Genomic DNA, 23631 nt, shown 5'->3' on the forward strand with positions numbered 1-23631 from the left:
TGCATGTGAAGGATCTGTTTTATTTTATCGGCAAACTGAATGGTTTCGCGGGGTACAGACTTTATCTCAACATGCTCCTGATTCTGGTCATCAGCCTGCTGGAGGGAATCGGAATTTATATGATTATCCCGCTTCTCGGGATGATCGGCATCGTGGAGCAGGCCAGTTTAAGTGGAATCCCCCTGATCTCGTCAATGGAGAAGATCATCGATGGATGGTCTTGGGAACTGAGCCTGCAGTCCGTTCTGGGCCTGTATGTGGTCATAGTAGGAGGCCAGGCTCTGCTGTCACGGTGTCAGGCACTGCTGAATGGCAGGATTCTGCAGGGGTTCATTCGTACACTTCGGATGCAAACCTATGAAGGCTTGATTCATGCAAAGTGGGAGTTCTTTCTGCGGAGACGGACATCGGATTTTCATCACATTATGTCAAGCGAGCTTGGACGGGTAAACCAGGGGACCTTTCTGTTCCTGCAAATGATTTCCGCCTTCCTGTTTACGGTGATCCAGATTGCTTTGGCTTTTTGGCTGTCACCGGTGCTGAGTGCCCTTGTCCTGCTGGCTGGAGGAAGTCTGGTCTTGTTCGGGCGCAGATTTGTTCGGAAATCGAAAGTTGTCGGTGAGCAGACAACGGCTTTGTCCAGGCATTATTTTGCCGGCATTCAGGAGCATTTTAACGGAATTAAAGATATCAAAAGCAACCAGTTAGAGCCGTCTCATCTAAACTGGTTCAACCACCTGTCCCGGAGAATGGAAGAGAATTTTATCCAGTATGGCAAAATAAACGCCATGTCCCAGCTCATCTACCGCTTGGCTTCGGTTGTGCTGATTGCAGGTTTCGTCTATGCCGCTATCGAGATTTTGAAAACGCCGCCTGAGCAGCTGGTGCTGATCGTGCTTATTTTTTCACGCTTGTGGCCGCGGTTTATTGGCATTCAATCCCATGCGGAGCAGCTGGTATCTCAATTCCCTGCTTTCCGGGCTATCCGCCAGCTGCAGTCGGATGTTGAGTCTGACCGTGAGCGGATTCATACAGAGGAAAACACGGGTAAAGCGCTGCCGTTACGAATGAATCAGGGGATACAGTGCAGGGAGGTGGATTACCGATATGATTCCAGTCTGCCTGTATATGCCCTGCGGTCGGTGAATGTACATATTCCTGTGAACCGGATGACAGCCATCGTCGGGAAGTCCGGGTCAGGCAAAAGTACGCTCATGGATCTGCTCATGGGACTCATCCAGCCTGAGCGGGGAGAAGTCCTGATTGACGGCGTCTCTCTGCGCGAGGAAACCCTGCTTCATACCTTACGTGGAGCTGTCGGGTATGTGCCTCAGGACCCGTTCTTGTTTCATGAGAGCATCCGGGATAATCTAAAAATGGTGTCGCCGGAAGCAAGTGATGAAGAGCTTTGGGAGGCGCTGGATTTCTCGGCTGCCGGTGATTTCGTGAGGACCCTTCCGCTGGGCCTGGATACAGTAATTGGGGATCGGGGAGTCCGCCTCTCAGGCGGTGAGCGGCAGCGGCTCGTGCTGGCACGAGCGATTTTGAAGAAGCCTTCTATTCTTGTTCTCGATGAAGCGACCAGTGCCCTGGACAGCGAGAATGAGCAGTTGATTCAGGATGCCCTGGATCAATTAAAAGGAACCATGACGATCATTGTGATCGCCCATCGCCTTTCTACCATCCGGCATGCTGATCAGGTCATCGTTATGGAACAAGGATATGTCGTTCAGCAGGGAGGTTACAAGCAGCTTTCGCAGGATCATCAAGGAACCTTCGGTCAGCTGCTTCAAGCACAGACACGGACCGCATTGTAATGCAGGAGGTACACACAAGAGCAGCCGCTCTCCATTTTGGGGAGCGGCTGCTTTTTTTATTTTTCTGAAAATTTTAAAATAAAGGAGATAATACTCATTTTTTTTCGGGTAAATAGGCCTAGACAGTGTTGACAAAATACGCAAAGTTTTATACATTTCTTTTATGGATACAAAATGTATCGAAAAATGCCGAATTGACCCGGAGAGGAAGCTGCCTAAATGAATGAGACGAACATGTACTGCGTAACCTGCCGCCGTGTCACTTGCCTTAGCGGAAAAGTATTCCGTACTGGTTTCTTTAAGCATAATACGCCAATGGGAATTTGCCAGGCGTGTCACTGTCGTATGGAGCATTCATCACGTTTAGAGCATTCATCATGTATGGAGCATTCCAGTATAGAACACCCTCTAACGTCCGAAATCGTCCCAGCTCTGAACCTGTGTTATGATGACAAGTAACAACGAATAAAGGAGTGGAGTGGATGATAGAACCGCTCGTCAGCTTGAGAGGGGTCAGCAAGGTGATTTCCTCCCGGACCTTGGTCGAGGATCTCACACTGGATGTTCCTGCAGGGCAGGTATTCGGGTTTCTGGGTCCCAACGGAGCAGGCAAGACAACAACCATCCGTATGATGGTTGGTCTGATGTCGATCACCAAGGGAGATATTCTGATCGGAGGACACAGCATCAAGACCAGCTACGAACAGGCTTCTTCACTGGTTGGCGCTATTGTTGAAAATCCGGAAATGTACAAGTTTATGTCAGGATATAAAAACCTGATTCATTATGCGCGCATGATGCCTGGCATTACACCGCAGCGAATTGAGGAAGTGGTGGGGCTTGTCGGGTTAAGTGACCGGATCCAGGATAAGGTCAAGACGTATTCTCTCGGTATGCGACAGAGACTGGGCGTGGCCCAGGCCCTGCTGCACCGGCCCAAGCTGCTCATCCTGGATGAGCCTACGAATGGGCTGGACCCGCAGGGCATCCGTGAATTGAGAGATTATTTGCGCAAGCTGAGCCGTGAAGAGGGGACGACCGTGTTTGTTTCCAGTCATCTGCTTTCAGAGATGGAGCTGATGTGTGACACGGTCGGCATCATTCAGCAGGGCAGACTGGTCGATGTTCGCCAGCTTCGGAGTCCGGAAGGAGAAAGAGCTTTTGAAGAGACGGCCTTCGCTGTGGACGACACAGCTGCAGCCAGTAAAGTTTTGGCTTCATATCCGCTGCGGATTCAGGAAGGCCTGATTCTGGTCGGCGGTGACCGTGAACGTATTGCGGAAATCAATACCACATTGGTGCAGAACGGGGTGAGGGTGTACGGGATCCGCCCTGTCACCACATCGCTGGAAGATCAATTTTTGCAGATGACGGGAAGTGAAAGACATGACTGATTTTCTTAAGCTCGTCGCCAATGAGAATATGAAAATTTACAGCCGGAGCCGCACATGGGTCATGCTTGCGATTCTGGTGCTTTGCAATGCCGGCATGCCGCTGCTGTTTTATATCGCTGGCGGGGATATGGACCGCTGGACGGTATTTTCGTGGACGGAAAGCTTCACGTTCATGCTGACTACGATTTTTACAGTGGTTATCGCAGCCGAAATGATTGCTGGAGAGTTCACGTGGGGCACGATTAAGCTGCTGCTGATCCGTCCCTGGAGCCGGGGGAAGATTCTGCTATCCAAATATTTGGCGGTGCTGTTGTTTTCGATCGTAGGTACCGTGATTACAGCTCTGACGGCATTTATCTTTTCCAGTATGCTGTTTGAGAGCCCTGCTTCCGGCATGGAAGGATTCATGGGTGGAACTGCGCCAAGAGGTGCCCTGCTTAACCTGCTGACAGATTACGTCGAGCTGTTCGTGATTGCGTTAATTGCGTTTATGATCTCGACAGTATTTCGTTCAGGAAGCCTGGCGATCGGCTTGTCGTTGTTTATTCTTTTTGTGAAGAACCTGTTCGGGCTGATCTTCAACCCCGAGCGGTTCGAATGGGCTAAATATGTATTGTTTCTGCACACCGATCTCAGTGTCTACATACATTCACCCACAGGTCCGGGAGGCGTGAGTTTGTGGTTCTCGGTGACCGTGCTGGCCGTATACTGCCTTATTTTTGCAGCCATCACCTGGACCGTATTTGCAAAAAGAGACGTAGCGGCCTGACCGGCATTTGGAGCGTGCGCGCGGGCTGCTGCTGCGTGCAGGAAGTTCCGCGGAAGGAACGTCCGCATGCGTAAACGTATCGTATTATAAACGTTCCTTCCATCGCTATGGTGATTCTGTAGTGGGGCCTATTCTGGGTTTAAGCTTGAATTCCAATCTTATTTTCCTCATTTCTCCTGTGGAGAACAGTTTAAGACTGAAAATCAGTCTTAAACTGGCTGGAATTCTCCAGGCAGGCCAGAAAAAGAGCTGAAGTGAAAAAATAAGCCTGAAAACCAACCTTATTGTGCTAAACACCTAGGTTTTTGTGGAAATAAGCTTGGAAAACAATCTTATTGGGGATGTCAGGTTTGATACCAAATCAAAGACATGGCGGTATGCCAGGGAGAACTTCCTGGTACCGCCATGTCTTTGTTATTGTGAAGCCTTATCCGGCTTCCGGACGATGTAAAGCCAGAGGCTCCGCAGGGCTGCTAGATTCGGGACAGTGGTTCATGTGGCTGGCGCCGTTCAGCACCCCGCCCTCCATAATAATCAGGGAGGCTGCTGCGACATCCCCATACATTTGACCCGTTCGTGTGATCGTCAGTTTCTCTTCCGCGTTAATGTCCCCGTATACGGTTCCTGCCACGATAACCTCAACTGCTGTGATCGTTGACCGGGCCACAGCCCCTTCTCCAATCGTAACATGGGCCGTACTCTCGATGTCTCCCTGAAACTGGCCGTCAATGCGCAAATCCGTCTCACAGGAGAGCTTGCCCTCAACCAGGCTTCCCTGGCTGATTAACGTGGCAGGGCCCTGTGCAGCCTGCTTTTTCTTTTTTCGGGATTTTTTCATTTTGCGGTAATCCTCCTTATAAAGTAAGTAAGTCAGCAAGTAAGTCAGTGCACATCAATCAACAAAATGCAGCGGATTGACGGGTCTGTTGTTCTTCACCACTTCGAAATGCAGATGAGCTCCTGTACTGCGCCCGGTATTGCCCAGTGCTCCAATGATGTCTCCCTGCTTGATCTGGTCACCGGCCTCTACAGAAGCACGGTCAAGATGGAGATACCAGGTCTGAAGACCATCAGGGTGGTCTATGATCACATATCGTCCCCGAGCACTGCTGAATTCCACCGCACTGACAGTCCCACTGGCAGCAGCATATACGGGATCGCCCCGGCTTCCGGCAATATCGATACCGGCGTGGAAGGCGGAACGCCCGTTGATCGGATCACTTCGATAGCCGAAGCTGGAAGTAAGCCGCCTGGATTCCGTCGGCCAGCGGGAAGGTGTAGATTCACGTTGGTGCTGTGCCTGGGCTGCGTGATCCAGCGTGCGTGGAATCGCTTTCTCCATAGTTTCCATCAAATTGCGGATACGCTCAAAATCATCGAGCGTTTCTTCTGCAAGATGCAGCATGTCCTGCTCATATACTGCGATATATTCGCCGCCCATGGAGCTGGGGTCGCCCGTCTGAGAGGACGAAATGTCTTCTGAAGATTCAGAAGGATCAAAGCCCTGCTCCTGGATGAAGGTTCGGAGCTGCTCCTCAAGCTGTCTTACACTCTTCATGTGGGCATCGGTTTGGGCAGCTTCCTCCGAGAGCTGAATAATGGCTTGATTTAACCGTTCGATGGCAGCTTCTTTATCCGAGACGGTGATTTCCATGCGCAGGGACTTCAAATGCTGCAGCGTCAGCTGACGCTCCAGCTCCGAGATATCACGGCTCGATTGAATCTGCATCGATAGAATGAGACCGGTAATCGAGAGGATCGCCGCGGCAGGCACGGCGATCAACAGGGGCTTGGAGAGATGGACCTGTTTGACGGAATGCTGGGCGTCACGCAGCACAAGCAGGGTTAACGGCTGCTTTGCCGGCTTTGGTTTCATGACATCCCCTTTCTGTGCCGTCATGGATGGACAGAACGTGTGCTTGGCATAATTGGGTGGACGGCTCCTATTCTCTATCTATTCAAGCCGAGCGGGGAACATGTCTAAAATATAAGAATATATGCCCGAAGTATTCACTTGCCAGCTTGTTTGGGTATGTATTGAATAAATCTGTGTTTGAGTGGTCAATGCTGTATTACAGATTGTATATTTTGACTGACACGTCACTCGTTCGCATTCTATTCATAGTTGGGAGGCTGCCGATATGTGGCTTCTGCTTGCACTTATCGCTTTTATTTTCCAGATGGCAGCTGTGCTGCTGCTTGAATTCAGAAATCCCTCTAAAGCGGTCGCCTGGCTGTTTATCTTGTTTTGCTTGCCGCTGATCGGATTTGTGCTTTATTTCTTCATTGCTCAGGATTATCAGAAACGGCTCAAAATCAGAAACCGCGGAACACGGCTTTTTCGAGAAATTAAAGGACACTTATGGGACCGGGCGGCAATCGTTCATAAAGCATCGGACATGCACAACCCGGATTTCCATCATAATCTCAGGCTGTTTAATCTGTTAAACCACTTGTCTGAAACGCCCATTACCGGCTGTAACAGCACAAGGGTTCTGACTGACGGAGAAGAGGCTTTCTCCGCCATGCTGCACGCCATGGAGCAGGCGAAGGATCATATTCATGTGGAATTTTACATATTTCGTCATGATACCATCGGAACCAAATTCCAGGATGTCATGATCCGTAAGGCAAAAGAAGGGGTGAAGGTTCGTCTGGTCTGTGACGGACTGGGCAGCTACAAGCTGAAACGCTCCTTTATTAACCGGTTTAAGGATTCCGGTGTGGAGTTTCACTTTTTCCTGCCGGCCATGGTTTCGATGTTTAATCGCAGAATCAACTATCGCAATCACCGAAAAATTGTCGTCGTCGACGGGACGGTCGGATTTTTGGGCGGGATCAATGTAGGAGATGACTATCTCGGGAAATATCCCGATATGGGATACTGGCGGGATACGCATTTGGAAGTAAAGGGAGATGCGGTGTATTTCCTCCAGAACGTATTTTTGCATGACTGGAAGCTGGCAGCCGGTGAGAAGATCCTCGATATGTCGTTGTTCCCTGAACATCAATGTACAGGGGACGAACAGGTGCAGATCTTGAGCAGCGGACCGGATTTGAACTGGAATGCGATTCAGGAGATGTGCTTCGGTTCCATTTCAGTGGCCAAAGAGCGGATCTGGATTACTACGCCATATTTTATCCCTGACGAAGGGGTGTACGAGGCGCTGAAGACCGCGGCTGTAAGCGGGGTCGATGTGCGAATTATCATTCCCGACAAAGCAGATTCCCGGCTGGTTAAGCTGGCATCGCTCTCCTATGTGGAGGATCTTATTACAGCAGGTGTGAAATTTTACGAGTATCAAAAAGGGTTTATTCATGCAAAAGTGCTCATTGTAGATGATCTGATCGGTTCGGTAGGCACAGCGAATATGGATATGCGGAGCTTCTTCTGCAATTTTGAACTGACCGCGGTGATGTTTGACAAGAAGCCGATTGATCATCTGGTGGCAGACTTCGAAGAAGATCTGACCAACAGCAAAGCCATTGACGAAGAGGCCTTTCATGAACGGGGCAGAGCTCAAAAAGCAGCAGAAATTTTCTGCAGAATGCTGTCTCCAATGCTGTAATCAAACTATATGAAGCGGTCTATAACGAGAAGTTATAGGCTGTTTCTATTTTTTTGTTCACTCCCTTCCTATTAATAAGGGGGCATGATGTGATAAAATAAACATAATAAGCCATTAAACATGTTATAGGTTTACGGTTTACGCATAATGATCGGGGGATTTGTATGTCGAGTGAAATGAATGCCTTATCTAAACCGGTGAAGCCTTCTGCCAAAGCACTGTCGATCCGGCTGCTGCGCCGCCTTATTTTTCTGACACTGGGTGCCGGGCTGATGGCTGTGGGTCTGGAAATATTTCTGGTGCCGAACCAGATTATTGACGGCGGGATCACGGGGATTTCTATTATGGTTTCACATATCACTTCACTGCCGCTCGGGATTTTTCTAACCTTGTTTAACCTTCCATTTTTATTCATGGGGTATAAGCAAATCGGCAAAACGTTTGCGTTGTCTACACTTTTCGCCGTTTTGGTTATGTCGGTCGGGACCTACCTGCTTCATCCGGTGTCCCCGCTTACCATTGATCCATTGCTTGCTGCCGTTTTCGGCGGTGTCATTCTGGGTGTCGGTGTCGGTCTCGTAATCCGCTCGGGCGGGTCGCTGGACGGTACGGAAATCGTGGCCATTCTGTTCAGCAAGAGATTGCCTTTCTCAGTCGGTGAAGTGGTCATGTTCATCAATCTCTTCATACTCGGCAGTGCCGGATTTGTGTTCGGGTGGGACCGTGCGATGTACTCTCTGATTGCCTATTATCTGGCTTTTAAATTGATCGATATTACGATTGAAGGCCTGGATCAATCCAAGTCGGTCTGGATTATCAGTGAGAAGTACAAAGAGATCGGGGATGCGCTGACCCAGCGACTCGGCCGTGGTGTCACCTATCTGGATGGCGAAGGCGCTTATACAGGAGATAGCAAAAAAGTGATTTTTTGTGTCATCACACGCCTGGAGGAAGCCAAGCTGAAGACGATTGTGGAGGACTGGGATTCACAAGCCTTTCTGGCCGTCGGCAACATTCATGACGTGAAGGGCGGACGCTTCAAGAAAAAAGATATCCACTAATACAAAACATCCTGCGGAGGACTCATCCGCAGGATGTTTTTATATGTTCGCCTGCAGTATGCTCTCATCTCTTCCTGCCGGCCAAGTGCCGCAGTATCGGTTCAAGCGGCTGTGGCGGCAGCTCTTCCAGCAAATCGCCTTTGTCCTTCAGCCGCTCAACAATGTTAAGCAGGTGAAAGGAAGAAGGAGAGACATTTTGCGACACTTCCTCCCATGTCAGCGGTGTGGAGACGGTAGCCCCTAGCCTCGCTCGGGGCGTATAAGGAGCAGCCAGTGTTTTTCCGCTGTAATGCTGCAGATAGTCGAAATAAATCTTATTCCCGCGATTTTTTTTCAGCCGCTCTATCGTAAACAGCCCGGGATGCTTCTCGGTCACGTATTGGGCCACAAACTGTCCGATCGAGCGCAGCTCGTCAAACGTAATCCCTTGCTCAATCGTAACAATAATCTGTACACCGGTCGCTCCCGAGGTTTTCGGCACGGATTCAATGCCAAGCGAGCGAAGAACTTCTCCCACGACAAAAGCAGCTTCCATAATTCTCGGCTCTTCCGGAAGTGAAGGGTCCAGGTCGATCATCCATTCACAGGGGTGGAGACTCCCAGCCAAATGAAGGGAAGGGTGAAATTCCAATGCTGCCAGGTTACCGAGCCACAGGAGCTCGGGCAGGCCGTTCAACAGCACATAGCGGATGTTGTCATGAATGGCGGTGGAAACGAAGAGAGGGAGCGGTTCGGGAGCATTTTTCTGATAAAAAGATTCACCCGGCACTCCGTGGGGATACCTGATTGTCGTTAACAGTCGGTTCCGGGTATAACGGAGCAGATACGGCGACAGGGCGGCCAGCTTCTGGAGGTACATGGCTTTGGTAATCCCGGCTTCGGGCCACAGTGGTTTATCAGGATTAGTGACCACAATTTCCTGACCTTCGATCGTTAAAGTTCCTTTGATATGTTTTCTCATGGTGTCTTCAGTCCTTTGATATCAACCAGCTTCGGATGTCTCATCACCCCATCCTGGCTCCATTCCAGAAAGGTAACGACAATCTGAAGAGGTTTACTGAGCCAGGACAGCTGCTCCTTGTGCAAATCTGAAGGAAGGGGAGACAGGCAGCAGGTGCCGGGATACTGCTTCGCATACGCCAGCAGCAGCTGCCTGGTTTTGTCATTCAGGCCCAGGGAAGCCCGTCCAATATAAGCCCCGCCTTCTCCCGTGACGACAAGGCTGGCGGCTCGTCCATCCCGGATGATCAGAGCCGGGGCTTCGGCGTCCAGGATCACAGATGTTTTTTTCTTGAACCAGTCCTGATGTTTCTTGCCTTCCCGATAAGGAGCAGACAGTTTCTTGATGACAATGCCTTCCCAGTTCCGTTCCTCTGCCCAGGACCACAAGGTGTTCCCATCCTGAAACAGGTCGGCGAGCAGAAGCCCCTGCTGTCCTTGGATCACATCCTTCAGCCGCTCATGACGCTCGATGTAGGGAAGAGGGCGTAGATCTTCATCTCCATGAATCAAAATATCGAACAGAACATAGGTAAGCCGCGGTGCCTGAGCATTGACGGTGCGGGATCGCTCTCGCTGCAGTACCTTCTGGAACACCGGACGTCCAAGCTCGGGGTGGAAATAGACGACTTCACCATCAAGCAGCAGCCGCTGGTCTTTCAGGCCCGAGAGTGCTGATGTCACCTCGGGATATAAACGGGTTTTATTGAGCATGCTGCGCGAGATTAATGTGATGTTCCCGTCTTCAATCAGTGATAGAATCCGGACACCGTCCCATTTCAGCTGGTACCCCCATTCTTCACCTTCCGGGATACGGTCGGTGGAGATGGAGATGGGGGCCATCGGCTCCTTCGGAAGAAGCTTTTTCAGTTCGGTCATGATCAGGAGCCCGATTCAGTTTTCTTGGCTTTCGTGGTGCGCCGTTTCGGTTTTGGCTTGCCTTCCACACTGTCATCGCCGCTGGCTTTCGCTGTTTCAGCAGCTGTTTTGCGGGCAGATTTGCGCGGTTTGCGGGTCTCTCCGGGATCTGTGGCCATCGGCTTGACGGCTTCAATACTTGCCTGCAGGGCAGCCATGAGGTCCACCACGTTGGTTTCCTGTCGCGCCGGTGCAATCTTGATCTCTTCGCCAGCGACCTTGCTGTTGATCATATCAAGCAGGCGCTCCCGGTAGTCATCGGTATATTTGGACGGATCAAAAGGAGTCGACAACTGATCGATCAGCATACGGGCCATCGTCAGCTCTTTCTCGTTCACTCCAGTTTGCTCCGGCAGGTTCGGCACTTGGGAGACGGGACGGATTTCGTCCGGATAAAAGATCGTCTCGATCACCAGGCATTCCTCCACAATCCGGATGGCTGCCAGACTGCTTTTGGAGCGGATCGCGATTTTGGCAATACCGATTTTACCCGACTGCCGCATCGCTTCCAGCAGCAGACGATACGCATTGCTTCCGGCTTGATCGGGTGAAAGATAGTATGTCTTCTGAAAATAAATGGGGTCAATTTCTTTCAGGTCCACAAAATCAAGAATCGTAATGTTCTTGCTGTTCTGTTCGGATAGCTGATCCAGCTCGTCCTTCTGGAACAGGACAAACTTGCCTTTTTCGTACTCATAGCCTTTTTGAATATCATCCCAGCCGACTTCTTCTTCACATACCGGACATTTACGAACATAGTTGAGCGGGCTCCCGCAAACGTTATGTACATATTTCATGGAAATATCCTTGTCTTCTGTAGCTGAGAACATTTTCACGGGAACATGAACGAGTCCGAAGCTGATTGCGCCTTTCCAGACTGTATGCATATTAAGGACAACCTCCCTATCATTTTCTACGCGTCTATATAAACTATTTATAGTTTGCCCAAAAAATAACTCTCGTATGTGTCTGCATAATTACGTAAATTTTGTGGCATATTGAACCGGAGTACAGCTGACAAACGCGAATAGACATCAGGGAGGGATGGAGAAGTCATGACGCAGAAGGATGAACCCGTGAATGGGGAGATGCTGGATTGGGAAGCGCTGACCGGCGTAGAGCCTGGAGCTGTCCGGGAATCCACCATGCTGGATATCGACCGGATGGTGAATGAAGGACTAGGCGGGGGCTATGTAACAGAGGATGACAATGGAAAAATCGGGGATACGACCACCGATACAATGAAAACAGTGAACGAGATGCCCGGAAATATAGAGGAGGAGTAATTGATGGAATTGGAACGCGCAATGACGATTTTTGAATCCCCCGATACTTTTAAAGTCAATCTTGCCGGTCAGCCGGTCTGGATCGAGGAGATTGATCAGGCTAATGGCATGGCCACAGTTCAGGTTGGATCACGTCCAACGAATACGATGACCGTGAGTGTCGACCGACTGCAGGAAGAAGCGAAGTAAGCACAAGATCGTAAGCTCACACTTTTATCGTTATTAATCATGCTGCCTCTGTTTTTTTCGGAGAAGGTCTCGGAGCCTTTTTCTGAAAAAAACAGGGGCTTTTTACATAGAGAAGAAGGTCAGCACCTTGGAGTCCTTCTCTTGCGGGGGAAAGGGCAGACCGATATAATTAAGGGATGTTCGCTTTAGTGAAGATATTTTATGAAAAAAGGTGATATACAGGTGACAGAAAACGGTCCACAGCAATTCCGTTATGAATCTTTTGGGCTGCAGGATACGAAGACTCTGGCAGCATGGCTGGCACAAGCGGCGGAGCCCGGGACGGTCATCGGTTTGGACGGCGATTTGGGAGCAGGGAAAACGGCTTTTTCGCAATATTTTGCCTCATCTTTGGGGGTTTCCGGTATCGTAAACAGTCCGACATTTACGATTATTAAGGAATATGAGGGGCGGCTGCCTCTTTATCATATGGATGTTTATCGTTTGTCTGTCGATGAGGCTGATGGACTCGGTCTAGATGAATATTTTTACGGCGAAGGGGTTTGTCTGGTGGAATGGAGCACCTTGATCACGGAGCTGCTTCCGGAAGAATATCTGCATATTCAGCTGGAGAACCGTGGGGCTGAGGAGCGGCTGATCACGGTTACAGGATATGGGAGCACTTACGGCGGCTGGTGCCGTGACTTGAATGAGAACGGAGTTAGATAAATGAATCATCATGAACATCAATCACATCAACGGATTCTTGCACTGGATACGTCAACATCGCAGCTCGCAGCTGCGGTGCTTGAGGATGACGTGCTGTTGAAAGAAATCAATGAGAACGGCGAACGGAATCATTCGGTTCATATGCATCCGATTATCGAGCGGGTTGTTCTGGCTTCCGGCCTGTCAGTCCGTGATTTGGACGGGATTGCGGTTGGCGTTGGTCCTGGTTCTTATACAGGTGTGCGCATGGCAGTAACCGCGGCGAAGACACTGGCTTGGGCGAACCGTATTCCAGTTGTTGGTGTATCCAGTCTGCATGCCCTGGCATGGGGCGGATTAGAGCAGGGAATGCTGGCTGAAAAAGGGCATGATCATGCCATAAACTCAAACCATTGGATCATTCCGCTGTTAGATGCCAGACGGGGACAAGCCTATACGGCCTTGTTCGAGGGGACAGGCGGCACGGCTCCAAAGCGCCTTGCACCGGACGGAATCCGGCTGATGGGAACCTGGGTGGAAGAACTGGAAGAACGGCTGGGCAGGCTTCCGGCATCCCAGCAGCCAGCAGGGATCTGGTTTACAGGCGAAACCGGCGTGCATGGGCCGGTGGCAGAGACATTACGGGAGAACGGTGCCTGTCCGGTGTATGTGCAGGAGTATGAGCTTGAAGGCAGATGGGCCGGATATTTGGGCGCAGAGCGGCTGCTGAGAGGGGAATACGATGAGACGCATTCCCTGCTGCCGAATTATACACAGCTGTCCGAGGCGGAGGCCAACCTGCTTCGCAGGCGGTGAGGAGGCGAAAACGACAATATGAATGAGCTTAATCATCATCGTCCGGAGGACGAGGCACTGAGTTTTCGGCTCATGGTCCTGGACGATATTCCGGAAGTGATGGCCGTGGAGCATGATGCCTTCAGCCTCCCCTGGACAGAGGGTGCGTTTCGCAACGAACTGACGATGAACCATTTTGCCAAATATATGGTGATGGAATATGAGGGACAGATTATCGGATATGCCGGGATGTGGACGATCGTCGATGAAGCGCATATTACCAATATCGCACTGCTCGGAGCTTATCGGGGGCGTAAATGGGGAGAGCTTCTGTTAAGTGAGCTGATGAAGACGGCTGCTTATATGGGAATGGAACGCATCACGCTGGAGGTCCGGGTCAGCAACGTCATCGCGCGGGGGTTGTATGAGAAAAAAGGTTTTCAACCTGCCGGCATCCGCAAAGGCTATTATTCGGATAATCAGGAGGATGCCCTCATTATGTGGGCAGAGCTGCCGCCTTACCGCGGTCAAGCAACGTAAGGAAGGAAGCGAAGGATGATCATGAGTGCATCAATAGATATCAAAGATAAAAGTCTGATTTTGGCGATTGAAACGAGCTGTGATGAGACTTCGGTCGCGGTGGTGAAGGATGGATGTGAGGTACTGTCCAGCGTCATTGCGAGCCAGATTGAGACACATAAAGCGTTTGGCGGTGTGGTGCCGGAAGTGGCATCGCGCAAGCATGTGGAAGTGATCACATTAAGCATCGAGGAAGCAGTTCAGCAGGCAGGCGTGGATCTCCAGGACCTGTCAGCCGTTGCAGTTACCCAGGGACCGGGGCTTGTCGGCGCACTTCTGGTCGGGGTCGTCGCTGCCAAAAGTCTGGCGTTCGCGCTGGACAAGCCGCTGATCGGAACCCATCATATCGCAGGCCACATTTATGCCAACCGGATCGTCGGTCCGCTGGAATACCCCTGCATGGCACTGGTTGTGTCCGGGGGACATACCGAGCTGGTACATCTGGAGGAAGAAGGACGGTTTCAGCTGATCGGCCGGACTCGGGATGACGCCGTGGGCGAAGCCTATGATAAAGTGGCGCGCGCGCTGGGATTTCCTTATCCCGGCGGGCCTCATGTCGACAAGCTGGCACTTGGAGCGGAAGAAACGGTAGATCTGCCTCGATCCTGGCTTGCGCCGGACTCCTATGATTTCAGCTTTAGCGGCCTGAAATCGGCCGTTCTGAATGCAGTCAATCAGCATAAGATGAAAGGGCAGGAGGTTCCGGTTGCTGCGATTGCGAAGGGCTTTCAGGATTCAGTTACCGAGGTCCTGGTGGAAAAAGCGGTTCGTGCAGTCAAGGAATACAGCAGCAAGCAGCTCCTGCTGTGCGGTGGCGTAGCAGCCAATCAGGGACTGCGTCAGCGCCTTACGTCCCGGTGTGAAGAGGAAGGCATTCCACTGACGATTCCGCCGCATGTCTATTGTACAGATAATGCAGCAATGATCGGAGCAGCTGCCCATTTGAAATGGAAGCATGGCCTGACCAGCGAACTGGATCTCAAGGCAGACCCCCAGCTTAAACTGGAAGAATGGTAAGTTTAGGCTTGACATCGATTTTGCAGAACCTTATAATCAATTTCAATTCCAAATTGTAGAAACGCGAAGAACAGGAACAGTAGGATATTCCGTCATCACAGAGAGCTGCGGGGAGGTGCAACGCAGCAGACCGGAACATCACGAAGCTCGCCTGGGAGCGGAATGGGGGAACATGGCATCCTTGCAGGAGCCATCAGCGGATTGAATATTCGCCTGCAGTGCAGTATCCCGTTACGGTTTGCCGCCGTCAACCGGCCCGTCCAGATCAGCCTTGAGCTGCAAATGGACGATCAAGTGGGCTTTATGACGAAACCCGTCTAGGATGGGTTGTAATGAAGTCAACAAGAGTGGTACCGCGACAGTTCAGCCTGTCGTCTCTTGCAATAAGAGACGACAGGCTTTTTATGTTTTTATTCTATATATCATAAACGCAATGAACGGGAGCAAGTAGAAGGAAAGCTGTGATCAGAGAGCCGCAGAAAGGTGCGATGCGGACACAGTGCCTTTGAAACTCGCCCGGGAGCGGAAGAAGGGAATGCTTCTTACGGATGCCTCCGTCATCAGGTGAGCTGAAACTGTGTTTTCGCTATTTGGCCAATTGCGAAGAACGGTTTCAGCCTGAAGCGGACGCTTCACGGCAGGGATGCCAATGTGTAAGCGTCAAGCAGAGTGGTACCGCGGAGGGGTTAAACCCGTCGTCTCTGAAATAGGAGATGACGGGTTTTTTATGTTGAAATGGGCTGGACTATGGGCTGATTTCATCACGCTGCCGGCAGCGAAAGGGAGGGCAGGCGGACGCAAGTCGACGTGCGGACGCCATCAAGAAAGAAATCTGAAAGAGTTACGTATATTACAAATTACAAATCAAGGAGGATCATCATATGGATCAAAGTCAGGCTGGAAAAAGAAGAGTGCAGGTCATGGATACAACACTGCGTGACGGAGAGCAGGCGCCGGGAGCAAGCCTTTCCCCTGCACAAAAGCTGGAGCTGGCTGTTCAGCTGGCAGACTTGGGTGTGGATGTGCTGGAGCCGGGTTTTCCGGTATCCAGTCCCGGAGAATTCCAGGCGGTCCAGACGATTTCGCGCCAGCTGCAGCAGGTTGAAATCTGTGGATTTGCCCGGGCTGTAAAGGGAGACATTGATGCGGCTGTCAAAGCCACACAGGATGCCGCTAGAAGGCGGATCCATCTGTTCATCTCATCGTCTGACATTCACATTACCCATCAGCTGCGCAAGAGCCGTAAAGAAGTCGTGGCAGCCGCCCGGGAAATGACGGCCTATGCCAGACAGTTCTGTGATGTGGTCGAGTTCACAGCCATGGATGCTTCACGAACAGGAATGGATGATCTGATCGAAATGGTGGAGGCTGTCATACAGGAGGGTGCGAGCATCATTAACCTGCCCGATACCGTAGGATACGCGCTGCCCGGCGAGTATGGAGAGATGTTCCGCCGCGTACGGGAAGGGGCAAGGGGAGGCAATGGCGTGGCATACAGTGCTCACTGTCACAATGACCTTGGGCTGGCCGTTGCGAACAGTCTGGAAGCCATCCGTAACGGGGCCAGCCAGATTGAGGTAACCATCAATGGTGTGGGAGAACGTACAGGGAACTGCGCACTGGAGGAGCTGGTCATGGCATTGGCCACACGTGGAGACAGCCTTCGGGCAGAGACGGGAATTTCTCCAGAGAAGCTGTATGATACGTCACGGATGGTCAGTGCGGCGATGCATTTTCCGATTGCATTTAACAAGCCGGTGGTTGGCCGTAATGCTTTCCAGCATGAATCGGGTATCCATCAGGATGGCCTGCTGAAGAACCGCAGCACCTATGAGATAATGGATCCGGAACAGCTGGGCATTCCCCGCAGCATGATCATACTCGGCAAGCATTCAGGCCGTCATGCACTGAAGGACCGGTTAGTTCGTTACGGTGTGCAAGCTGAAGCTGAAGATATCGAGAAATTGTATCCGATATTCAAGGAGACAGCAGACTCACAAAAGGTGGTCAGCGATGACCAGCTGTTGAAGATGGCGGGAACGACCCTCGGAAAGCCGGTCCACATCTATGAGCTGGGCGAAGTTCAGGTGACTGCAGGCAGTCACGGGAAGAAAGAGGCTGTTGTGAGCATCCGCCAGCTGCATGAACAGAAAGAACAGTCCTGGACTGGATCAGCCGACGGCCCTGTACAGGCTGTGATCTCAGCCATCCGCCAGGGGATCAGCGAAAGCATTTCATTTCTGGATCTGGAACTGCATTCGCTCAGCCGCGGTGAGGACGCACGAGCCGAAGCGGCTGTCACGGTGGAACGGGGTGGCAAGATCAGCCGCGGCACTGCTGTGCATGCCGATATTGTGATGGCCGCCGGCCTCGCTTATGTCGCGGCATGTAATGCCGCGCTGCTCTCGATGTGATATGGAAAGGCAGCCGCCCCTTTAGGAAGGGGGCGGCTGCCTTTTGCTCAGCGCCCGTAGCTCAGCGGCGAGTGCCCAGCATTTTGTAATAAGACTGTTTTCCAGGCTTATTTCTACCAAATAGATGCAGCACGTCCAAATAAGCTTGTTTTTCAAGCTTATTTTTCCAATTCAGGCCTATTTCTCGTCTAAATTGAAAGGTTCAGCCACTTTAAGACTGAAAACCAATCTTAAAAAAATATTGCAGTAGAAATGAGATAAATAAGCTTGGAATTCAAGCTTATTTATCTCAATCATCCTCATCACAGATACTTGGTGACTATTGGACACCCATATAACCAGTTTGCGCAATAATGAAACAAACGGGATGTCAAGTTGTGGACAGAGTTATACACATATTCTCACGAAAATGTGCATAACTCTGTGGAAGGCTGACATGAAGGCATTTTGAAGGATGCTGAAAGTAAGGATAACCTTTTCACAAAATGATAGCTGAACTGTGGATAATGTGTATAACTTAGTGGATAAAGCTGGATAAAATATGGGATAAGCCAGTCTAACAGCATAAATCCCTATAAAATAGCCAACTTACCTTTCGAGTTATACACTTTATTTGTGGATAAAACTGTGCACAACCAAAACTCGAGTTTCATACTTTTAAATGTGAATTTTTTATGAACAGACTCAAGGGTTGGGTATTGCCTGTCAAAGTCCCATGATCTTAATCCTCCAGCAGTGATTCCCACTCTGTAAAGATCTCCTCCAGCTCCGCTTTTTTAGTATCCAGCAGCAGCTGTTTTTCTTGAAGCAGTACATAATCCTGATACACCTCAGGCAGTGCCAGTTCGGATTCGATCCCGGTAATGTCAGACTCCAGATCTTGAATGCTCTTCTCCAGAGTTTCAAGTCTGCGCTGCCGGTTCCGTTCTTCACGCTTCGCCTGCTTTTCGGCTTCGTAGGAGGTGACACCAGGTTTGTCCGGGGTCTGCGCGTCTTGCTTCTTTTCTACATTGGGGGTTCCGTTTTCGAAAGGCTCGCCAGGTTCGCTGCTCATTTCGAGCAGTTCCCTCTTTTTCTCCGTATAATCATCATAATTGCCCAGGAAATGCTCCACACCTTCAGGATGAAGCTCAATAATGCGCTCAGCCATTTTGTTAAGGAAATACCGGTCATGGGAAATAAACAGCAGTGTGCCGTCATAATCCAGCAAGGCAGATTCCAGCACCTCTTTGCTGAACAAATCCAAGTGGTTGGTAGGCTCGTCCAAAATCAGCATATTTGCTTCCAGCAGCATGAGTTTGGCGAGCGATACACGAGCTTTTTCGCCTCCGCTTAATGAGCTGATTTTCTTCAAAACATCTTCACCGCTGAATAAAAAATTGCCAAGCACGGTGCGGATACGCGCTTCTTCCAGGTTCGGATAGGCGCCCCACAGTTCCTCCAGAACGGTGTTGGCGGGATTCAGATGAGTCTGCTCCTGGTCATAGAATCCGATTTTCACTTTTGTCCCCCACTGAAAGGTTCCTGCCGCAGGCTTCATCTCACCTGTCAGACATTTCAGCAGCGTGGACTTGCCGATTCCGTTCGGACCGATAAGGGCTACGGTTTCCCCGCGGCGGAGGTCGAAGGAAACACGGCGGAATAAAGGACTTCCCTCTTCAAACGAAACGGACAAATCCCGCGCCTGCAGCACTTCCTTGCCGGACATAAATTCAACTTCGAAAGAAAAATGCGCCTTTTTGAGATCTCCAATGGGCCGGTCCATACGATCCATCTTGTCCAACGCCTTCCGTCTGCTCTGGGCACGCTTGGTCGTCGAAGCCCGGACCAGGTTGCGCTGAATAAATGTCTCCATCTTTGAGATTTCATCCTGCTGCTTCTCGTACTGCTTCATCTGTGACTCGTACTCGGCTGCTTTCAGCTCCATATATTTGCTGTAATTTCCGGTATAGCGTCTGGACTGGTGGCGCTCCACTTCAACAATCGTTGTGACCAGCCGATCCAGAAAATAGCGGTCATGCGATACGACAAGCAGAGCGCCGGCATAACCACGCAGATAATCCTCCAGCCAGGTCAGCGTGGCAATGTCCAAGTGGTTGGTAGGTTCATCCAGCATGAGCAGATCGGGTGCCTGCAGCAGGATCCGTGCCAAAGCCAGGCGGGTCTTTTGTCCGCCGCTTAAGGTTGAAATGAGCGTATCCGGCGGGAAACTTCCAAATCCCATACCGTGAAGCACGCTGCGGATGCGGGTTTCCATTTCATAGCCGCCATGGTCTTTGAACCAGTCCGAACGTGCAGCATAGCGCTTTAGCAAATCGTCGTATTTTTTCGTATCCTGGGCTGAAGCAGGGTCGGCGATCTGCTGCTCCAGCTGACGCAGTTCCCGTTCCGTTTCCGTCAAGGAAGAGAAGACGCCCATCATCTCCGCCCAAATGCTGTGGCTGGAGACGAGTCCGCTGTTCTGGGCGAGATATCCGATGGTAGTCTCCTTCGATTTGAAAATCTGCCCGCCGTCATAGGACATTTCTCCGGCCAGTATTTTCAATAATGTAGATTTCCCGGCACCGTTCACACCGACCAGACCGATGCGTTCCCGTTCCAGCACCTGCAGATTGACACCTTCCAGAACAGGGGTGACTCCGTACGATTTTATAATTCCGTTTGCTTGTAAAAGCATGGTGCATAAACCTCCATTTATAGGGTGATTCCTGATCTCTTCCAAATATCCAATCAGATTTCTGTTATACGGTAAGTTTACATGAAAAATGTAAAACAAGCGACAAAAGTGCAGTACTTCCGGCATTCTTGGCGAAAGGAAGGAACAGTGGTAAACTAATCTTAAATATGTACGTGAGAGGAAGAATTCAGGTTTGAGCAGCATGGATCATAACCCCTTGACTCCTGCCCTGAAGCGGGAGTTGAGATCTCGTGCAGGAGTTCTTCGTGACGCTTTAGGCAGTGAGCTCAGACAGCGCCTGTCCATGGAAGCATGCCTTCACAGCACTCGCTGGATGCAGGAAAAGGGGATAAGCAGCATGATGGTATATCTTCCGTTCCGCTCGGAACTGGATACCTGGCCGATGATTCACTGGGCCTGGGATCACGGTGTTACCGTGGCAGTGCCGCGAAGCCTGAAGGGTACCCGAGATATGGAGCTGTACTGTTTGTCCAGGGAAGATGAGCTGATTGTCGGAGCCTACGGAATCCGCGAACCGGATCCACAGACGGCAGACGCCTTCCAGGAGATCCCTGAAGTCATTTGGGTCCCCGGCCTGGCTTTTGATGTACAGGGCGGGAGACTGGGTTATGGCGGCGGTTATTATGATACGCTTTGCTCCCGTCTGCGTGCCTTGACCATGGAGGGCGGAAAGCGCCCGCTGTGGATGGGGATCGGCTGCAGCCCGCAGCTGATGGAGAATGTGCCGATGGATGATCATGATCTCCGGCTGGACGGGCTGGTGACGGACATGGGATTGATCAAGTTTGATGAACCGGAAGGTGAGGAACAATGGAACTGAGTCATATTAACGAACAGGGCAGGGCCAAGATGGTGGACGTAACCGACAAGGAGACGACGTCACGAACAGCCGTTGCGCAGACGGCCATCCGTATGAACCCGCGTACGCTTCAACGGATCAAGGATGGCGGGATTGAAAAAGGGGATGTGCTCGCAGTGGCGCAGGTTGCCGGTATTATGGCGGCCAAGAAGACGCCCGATTGGATTCCAATGTGTCATCCGCTGCCACTGACCGGTATTGATATTCAATTTGGCGATAACGGCCTTGATGAACTATATATAGAAGCTTCTGTCCGTACATCCGGCAAGACCGGTGTCGAGATGGAAGCATTGACCGCGGTTTCCGCTGCGGCTTTAACGGTCTATGATATGTGTAAAGCACTGCAAAAAGATATGCAGATCGGCCCGACACGGCTTATTAGCAAAACAGGCGGCAAGAACGGGGATTATACACTTTAATATTCAGGATTACGCTGACGAGAGGGAAGGAGAGGTTTCTCATGTTGTGGAAAACGGCGATCCTGACAGCCAGCGATAAGGGCTCGCGCGGGGAACGCGAAGATACAAGCGCTCAGGTCATTCGAGAACTGGTGGAAGAAGAACTGGGCGGAGAAATTATTGAGTACAGGATCGTGCCCGACGAAGAAGACGAGATTATTGCCGCATTGATTGAGCTGACAGATTATTATCATGTAGATCTCGTGCTGACGACAGGCGGAACTGAACTGGCAGTAAGAGATGTAACCCCTGAGGCCACACTTCGGGTTGTAGAGCGGCAGGTACCCGGGATTGCGGAGGCGATGAGGGCTGCTGTCATGCAAAAAAACCGCAGTGCCATGCTGTTTCGTGGAGTATGCGGTATCCGGGGCCGGACGCTTGTATTGAATCTCCCAGGCTCACCCAAAGGGGTGCATGAGAATCTGGCTGCCGTAATGGACCAGCTGCCCGAAGCACTTCTTATGGTCACGGGTCAATACCGTGAGAAACCATTGACTTAACATAAGGAAGATTTGTGCAGAAGTTGTCAAAATTCCGGCCTATATATGTAAATATATTTATGCTATGATGGTGTTATATGTCCGTGTTCTGTTGTAATATCGGCAGTATTGATCTGCCGGTGACGATATGTTCTGCGTGCGATTTAAGGAGGAGATTAGAATGGGTCCAATCGGTGTGCCGGGTATTATTCTGCTCGTCATTCTCGCGCTGCTGTTGTTTGGTCCGAACAAGCTTCCCGAACTGGGACGTGCTGTCGGACGGACGTTTCGTGAATTCAAGGACGGAGCCCGTGAGATTATAGAGGACGAACCGTCTTCCAAAAAGAACGAGGCGCCACAGCCGCAGCCAGCAGTAGTTCAAGTCAAAGCGGAGGACAAGCGTCTCCCGGAATAAGGCTTCTCTAGACATATGAAATCCCTCCTTTGGAGGGATTTTCGGTTCTTTTAAGCAGAATTTGTTGATGAACTCTTACATATAAAGAAGGATCGTTAATGCGTCGGGTGGCGAAAGGGCGAATACTTCTTGAGTTTTGCTGAATATGAGGTGAATTTAAGCGTGTCTGAACAAATGGAACAAATGGATCTGACCGAGCATCTGACCGAGCTGCGTAAGCGGATCATATGGGTGCTGCTGCTCTTCGTAGGCGGATTGATTGCAGGACTTTTTATCGCTGAGCCGATCTATCAATATCTGACAGGATCCCCGCAGGCGCAGCGATTTGAACTGAATGCATTCTCGTTCTGGGATGGTATCGGGATTTATATGAAAATTGCTGCATTATTCTCACTGGTCATCTCCGTGCCGTTCATATTTTATCAGCTGTGGGCCTTTGTGAAGCCTGGTTTGCGTAAAGAGGAACAGGTCGCTGCCGTACGCTACGTTCCTTATACGTTCGTTCTGTTTATTGCTGGCGTGGCCTTCGGTTACTATATTGTGTTTCCTATGACCCTTTCCTTTACAACTACTGTTACGCAAAGCATGGGACTCGAAGAGACATACGGCATCACGAACTATTTTAACTTTATGTTTAATCTGGTGCTGCCGCTGGCGCTGCTGTTTGAGCTTCCGCTGGTCGTCATGTTCCTGACCCGAATCCGGATTCTCAATCCGCTGCGTCTCAAGAAAATGCGCCGGTTTGCCTATTTCGGTCTGGTATTTATCGCGGTAATCATCACGCCGCCGGATTTCATTTCGGATTTTCTGGTGACAATTCCGCTGCTGCTGCTGTATGAGTTCAGTGTGTATTTGTCTGCCTTCGTTTATCGAAAGCAGCTCAAGGCAGATCAGGAAGTGGAGAACCGGTACGTGCGAAAAGATGAAGATGAGTAAGTGGAGAACGACCTGAGCGTCCTGATAAGGGCGTTCTTTTTTTATATTATAGTGCTTGAACGCTTGCTTCTCGTAAACCAAGGCATAAACCCATCAGGTATGGATACAATGGAAGAGGGGATTTGCCGGACAACCTGCTGCTAAGACTAACAAAGGTAAAAAATGCGTAAAATTTCGTGCAGGGGACTTGAAATTTATAGTCAACTTGAGTATCATAAAACATGGTTGTTAGCACTGACGGTGGTTGAGTGCTAATACATAAAGAGATTTTAAATTCACCACAAACTATTTA

The 23631-nt window shown here is 50.6% G+C and carries 24 protein-coding genes and 2 other annotated features; of the genes, 18 read left to right on the forward strand and 6 right to left on the reverse strand.

Annotated elements, in window-relative coordinates; genetic code table 11:
• Window positions 1-5 precede the first annotated feature (5 nt).
• The 4 genes from HII30_RS08045 to HII30_RS21445 all read left to right on the forward strand — a co-directional run bounded on the left by HII30_RS08045 (window position 6) and on the right by HII30_RS21445 (window position 4233).
• On the forward strand, window positions 6-1817 hold the full coding sequence (locus tag HII30_RS08045; protein ID WP_169504494.1) for an ATP-binding cassette domain-containing protein: 1812 nt from the start codon (window positions 6-8) through the stop codon (window positions 1815-1817).
• A gap of 482 nt (window positions 1818-2299) precedes the next feature.
• Window positions 2300-3211, forward strand: a complete 912-nt coding sequence (locus HII30_RS08050; protein ID WP_169504495.1) for an ABC transporter ATP-binding protein — start codon at window positions 2300-2302, stop codon at window positions 3209-3211.
• Window positions 3204-3980: an ABC transporter permease gene (locus HII30_RS08055; RefSeq protein ID WP_169504496.1), complete on the forward strand. Its 777-nt coding sequence runs from the start codon at window positions 3204-3206 to the stop codon at window positions 3978-3980. The genes HII30_RS08050 and HII30_RS08055 overlap by 8 nt, the downstream gene beginning before the upstream one ends.
• A 7-nt stretch (window positions 3981-3987) precedes the next feature.
• Complete coding sequence (locus HII30_RS21445) at window positions 3988-4233, forward strand: hypothetical protein (RefSeq protein ID WP_211184483.1); 246 nt, start codon at window positions 3988-3990, stop codon at window positions 4231-4233.
• Between the two features lie 174 nt (window positions 4234-4407).
• Here HII30_RS21445 and HII30_RS08060 read toward each other — a convergent pair whose 3' ends face one another.
• A complete protein-coding gene (locus tag HII30_RS08060) occupies window positions 4408-4818 on the reverse strand; it encodes a bactofilin family protein (protein WP_169504497.1) in 411 nt (136 codons plus the stop codon).
• A 54-nt stretch (window positions 4819-4872) separates the two neighbouring features.
• Complete coding sequence (locus HII30_RS08065; RefSeq protein ID WP_169504498.1) at window positions 4873-5856, reverse strand: M23 family metallopeptidase; 984 nt, start codon at window positions 5854-5856, stop codon at window positions 4873-4875.
• A 265-nt stretch (window positions 5857-6121) separates the two neighbouring features.
• On the opposite strand from HII30_RS08065, the gene cls reads away from it, so the two are divergent.
• Together cls and HII30_RS08075 are read left to right on the forward strand one after the other, a co-directional pair.
• Window positions 6122-7549 carry a cardiolipin synthase gene (gene cls, locus HII30_RS08070; RefSeq protein ID WP_169504499.1) on the forward strand — a complete coding sequence of 476 codons (1428 nt, stop codon included), beginning with the start codon at window positions 6122-6124 and terminating at the stop codon, window positions 7547-7549.
• Between the two features lie 164 nt (window positions 7550-7713).
• Complete coding sequence (locus HII30_RS08075) at window positions 7714-8610, forward strand: YitT family protein (RefSeq protein ID WP_169504500.1); 897 nt, start codon at window positions 7714-7716, stop codon at window positions 8608-8610.
• A 64-nt stretch (window positions 8611-8674) separates the two neighbouring features.
• Here HII30_RS08075 and ligD read toward each other — a convergent pair whose 3' ends face one another.
• Genes ligD through ku form a run of 3 tightly spaced genes read right to left on the reverse strand, consistent with a single transcriptional unit; the run spans window position 8675 to window position 11414 of the window.
• Window positions 8675-9571, reverse strand: coding sequence for a non-homologous end-joining DNA ligase (ligD, locus tag HII30_RS08080; protein ID WP_169504501.1), 897 nt, complete (start codon window positions 9569-9571; stop codon window positions 8675-8677).
• The gene (locus HII30_RS08085) at window positions 9568-10488 is read right to left on the reverse strand and encodes an ATP-dependent DNA ligase (RefSeq protein WP_169504502.1); all 921 of its coding nucleotides are present in this window, start codon (window positions 10486-10488) and stop codon (window positions 9568-9570) included. Before HII30_RS08085 ends, ligD begins: the two co-directional genes overlap by 4 nt.
• 2 nt (window positions 10489-10490) lie before the next feature.
• Window positions 10491-11414, reverse strand: a complete 924-nt coding sequence (gene ku, locus HII30_RS08090; RefSeq protein WP_169504503.1) for a non-homologous end joining protein Ku — start codon at window positions 11412-11414, stop codon at window positions 10491-10493.
• A 168-nt stretch (window positions 11415-11582) separates the two neighbouring features.
• Between ku and HII30_RS08095 the strand changes: the two genes are divergently transcribed.
• The 7 genes from HII30_RS08095 (at window position 11583) to HII30_RS08125 (ending at window position 17494) form a co-directional block, all read left to right on the forward strand.
• Window positions 11583-11813, forward strand: coding sequence for a hypothetical protein (locus HII30_RS08095; protein ID WP_246246191.1), 231 nt, complete (start codon window positions 11583-11585; stop codon window positions 11811-11813).
• Window positions 11814-11816: 3 nt separating this feature from the next.
• A complete protein-coding gene (locus tag HII30_RS08100; RefSeq protein WP_169504504.1) occupies window positions 11817-12002 on the forward strand; it encodes an H-type small acid-soluble spore protein in 186 nt (61 codons plus the stop codon).
• Between the two features lie 201 nt (window positions 12003-12203).
• Entirely contained in the window at window positions 12204-12710 is a 507-nt protein-coding gene (tsaE, locus tag HII30_RS08105; RefSeq protein WP_169504505.1) for a tRNA (adenosine(37)-N6)-threonylcarbamoyltransferase complex ATPase subunit type 1 TsaE, read from the forward strand.
• Window positions 12711-13505 (forward strand): tRNA (adenosine(37)-N6)-threonylcarbamoyltransferase complex dimerization subunit type 1 TsaB, encoded by a 795-nt coding sequence (gene tsaB / locus HII30_RS08110; RefSeq protein ID WP_169504506.1) that lies wholly within the window; start codon window positions 12711-12713, stop codon window positions 13503-13505.
• Window positions 13506-13523: 18 nt separating this feature from the next.
• Window positions 13524-14024: a ribosomal protein S18-alanine N-acetyltransferase gene (rimI, locus tag HII30_RS08115; RefSeq protein WP_169504507.1), complete on the forward strand. Its 501-nt coding sequence runs from the start codon at window positions 13524-13526 to the stop codon at window positions 14022-14024.
• A gap of 21 nt (window positions 14025-14045) precedes the next feature.
• The gene (gene tsaD / locus HII30_RS08120) at window positions 14046-15080 is read left to right on the forward strand and encodes a tRNA (adenosine(37)-N6)-threonylcarbamoyltransferase complex transferase subunit TsaD (RefSeq protein ID WP_169504508.1); all 1035 of its coding nucleotides are present in this window, start codon (window positions 14046-14048) and stop codon (window positions 15078-15080) included.
• A 57-nt stretch (window positions 15081-15137) separates the two neighbouring features.
• Window positions 15138-15462, forward strand: a binding site (T-box leader).
• A gap of 42 nt (window positions 15463-15504) precedes the next feature.
• Window positions 15505-15786, forward strand: a binding site (T-box leader).
• A 175-nt stretch (window positions 15787-15961) separates the two neighbouring features.
• Complete coding sequence (locus HII30_RS08125) at window positions 15962-17494, forward strand: 2-isopropylmalate synthase (RefSeq protein WP_169504509.1); 1533 nt, start codon at window positions 15962-15964, stop codon at window positions 17492-17494.
• A gap of 721 nt (window positions 17495-18215) precedes the next feature.
• On the opposite strand, the gene HII30_RS21800 is transcribed toward HII30_RS08125, so the two are convergent.
• The gene (locus HII30_RS21800; protein WP_169504510.1) at window positions 18216-20171 is read right to left on the reverse strand and encodes an ABC-F family ATP-binding cassette domain-containing protein; all 1956 of its coding nucleotides are present in this window, start codon (window positions 20169-20171) and stop codon (window positions 18216-18218) included.
• A 202-nt stretch (window positions 20172-20373) separates the two neighbouring features.
• Between HII30_RS21800 and HII30_RS08135 the strand changes: the two genes are divergently transcribed.
• The 5 genes from HII30_RS08135 (at window position 20374) to tatC (ending at window position 23339) form a co-directional block, all read left to right on the forward strand.
• Window positions 20374-21012 (forward strand): 5-formyltetrahydrofolate cyclo-ligase, encoded by a 639-nt coding sequence (locus HII30_RS08135; RefSeq protein ID WP_169504511.1) that lies wholly within the window; start codon window positions 20374-20376, stop codon window positions 21010-21012.
• Entirely contained in the window at window positions 21003-21470 is a 468-nt protein-coding gene (moaC, locus tag HII30_RS08140) for a cyclic pyranopterin monophosphate synthase MoaC (RefSeq protein ID WP_169504512.1), read from the forward strand. The genes HII30_RS08135 and moaC overlap by 10 nt, the downstream gene beginning before the upstream one ends.
• A 41-nt stretch (window positions 21471-21511) precedes the next feature.
• Window positions 21512-22009 carry a MogA/MoaB family molybdenum cofactor biosynthesis protein gene (locus HII30_RS08145; RefSeq protein WP_169504513.1) on the forward strand — a complete coding sequence of 166 codons (498 nt, stop codon included), beginning with the start codon at window positions 21512-21514 and terminating at the stop codon, window positions 22007-22009.
• 160 nt (window positions 22010-22169) lie between these two features.
• The gene (gene tatA / locus HII30_RS08150) at window positions 22170-22403 is read left to right on the forward strand and encodes a twin-arginine translocase TatA/TatE family subunit (protein ID WP_169504514.1); all 234 of its coding nucleotides are present in this window, start codon (window positions 22170-22172) and stop codon (window positions 22401-22403) included.
• 162 nt (window positions 22404-22565) lie between these two features.
• Complete coding sequence (tatC, locus tag HII30_RS08155; RefSeq protein WP_169504515.1) at window positions 22566-23339, forward strand: twin-arginine translocase subunit TatC; 774 nt, start codon at window positions 22566-22568, stop codon at window positions 23337-23339.
• The last annotated feature ends 292 nt before the right edge of the window (window positions 23340-23631 follow it).

Source organism: Paenibacillus lemnae (assembly GCF_012933385.1).
Classification (GTDB): Bacteria; Bacillota; Bacilli; order Paenibacillales; family Paenibacillaceae; genus Paenibacillus_AQ; species Paenibacillus_AQ lemnae.

What these genes read in the sequence shown, in the direction of transcription:
- tsaD (WP_169504508.1), top strand. Translation starts at nt 14,046, where the DNA reads ATGAGTGCATCAATAGATATCAAAGATAAAAGTCTGATTTTGGCGATT.
- HII30_RS08135 (WP_169504511.1), top strand. Translation starts at nt 20,374, where the DNA reads ATGGATCATAACCCCTTGACTCCTGCCCTGAAGCGGGAGTTGAGATCT.
- ligD (WP_169504501.1), bottom strand. Translation starts at nt 9,571, where the DNA reads ATGAGAAAACATATCAAAGGAACTTTAACGATCGAAGGTCAGGAAATT.
- moaC (WP_169504512.1), top strand. Translation starts at nt 21,003, where the DNA reads ATGGAACTGAGTCATATTAACGAACAGGGCAGGGCCAAGATGGTGGAC.
- HII30_RS08065 (WP_169504498.1), bottom strand. Translation starts at nt 5,856, where the DNA reads ATGAAACCAAAGCCGGCAAAGCAGCCGTTAACCCTGCTTGTGCTGCGT.
- HII30_RS08095 (WP_246246191.1), top strand. Translation starts at nt 11,583, where the DNA reads ATGACGCAGAAGGATGAACCCGTGAATGGGGAGATGCTGGATTGGGAA.
- HII30_RS21800 (WP_169504510.1), bottom strand. Translation starts at nt 20,171, where the DNA reads ATGCTTTTACAAGCAAACGGAATTATAAAATCGTACGGAGTCACCCCT.
- tsaE (WP_169504505.1), top strand. Translation starts at nt 12,204, where the DNA reads ATGAAAAAAGGTGATATACAGGTGACAGAAAACGGTCCACAGCAATTC.
- HII30_RS08125 (WP_169504509.1), top strand. Translation starts at nt 15,962, where the DNA reads ATGGATCAAAGTCAGGCTGGAAAAAGAAGAGTGCAGGTCATGGATACA.
- HII30_RS08145 (WP_169504513.1), top strand. Translation starts at nt 21,512, where the DNA reads ATGTTGTGGAAAACGGCGATCCTGACAGCCAGCGATAAGGGCTCGCGC.
- rimI (WP_169504507.1), top strand. Translation starts at nt 13,524, where the DNA reads ATGAATGAGCTTAATCATCATCGTCCGGAGGACGAGGCACTGAGTTTT.
- HII30_RS08085 (WP_169504502.1), bottom strand. Translation starts at nt 10,488, where the DNA reads ATGACCGAACTGAAAAAGCTTCTTCCGAAGGAGCCGATGGCCCCCATC.
- cls (WP_169504499.1), top strand. Translation starts at nt 6,122, where the DNA reads ATGTGGCTTCTGCTTGCACTTATCGCTTTTATTTTCCAGATGGCAGCT.
- tsaB (WP_169504506.1), top strand. Translation starts at nt 12,711, where the DNA reads ATGAATCATCATGAACATCAATCACATCAACGGATTCTTGCACTGGAT.
- HII30_RS08060 (WP_169504497.1), bottom strand. Translation starts at nt 4,818, where the DNA reads ATGAAAAAATCCCGAAAAAAGAAAAAGCAGGCTGCACAGGGCCCTGCC.
- HII30_RS08075 (WP_169504500.1), top strand. Translation starts at nt 7,714, where the DNA reads ATGTCGAGTGAAATGAATGCCTTATCTAAACCGGTGAAGCCTTCTGCC.
- HII30_RS08050 (WP_169504495.1), top strand. Translation starts at nt 2,300, where the DNA reads ATGATAGAACCGCTCGTCAGCTTGAGAGGGGTCAGCAAGGTGATTTCC.
- tatA (WP_169504514.1), top strand. Translation starts at nt 22,170, where the DNA reads ATGGGTCCAATCGGTGTGCCGGGTATTATTCTGCTCGTCATTCTCGCG.
- HII30_RS08100 (WP_169504504.1), top strand. Translation starts at nt 11,817, where the DNA reads ATGGAATTGGAACGCGCAATGACGATTTTTGAATCCCCCGATACTTTT.
- HII30_RS08055 (WP_169504496.1), top strand. Translation starts at nt 3,204, where the DNA reads ATGACTGATTTTCTTAAGCTCGTCGCCAATGAGAATATGAAAATTTAC.
- ku (WP_169504503.1), bottom strand. Translation starts at nt 11,414, where the DNA reads ATGCATACAGTCTGGAAAGGCGCAATCAGCTTCGGACTCGTTCATGTT.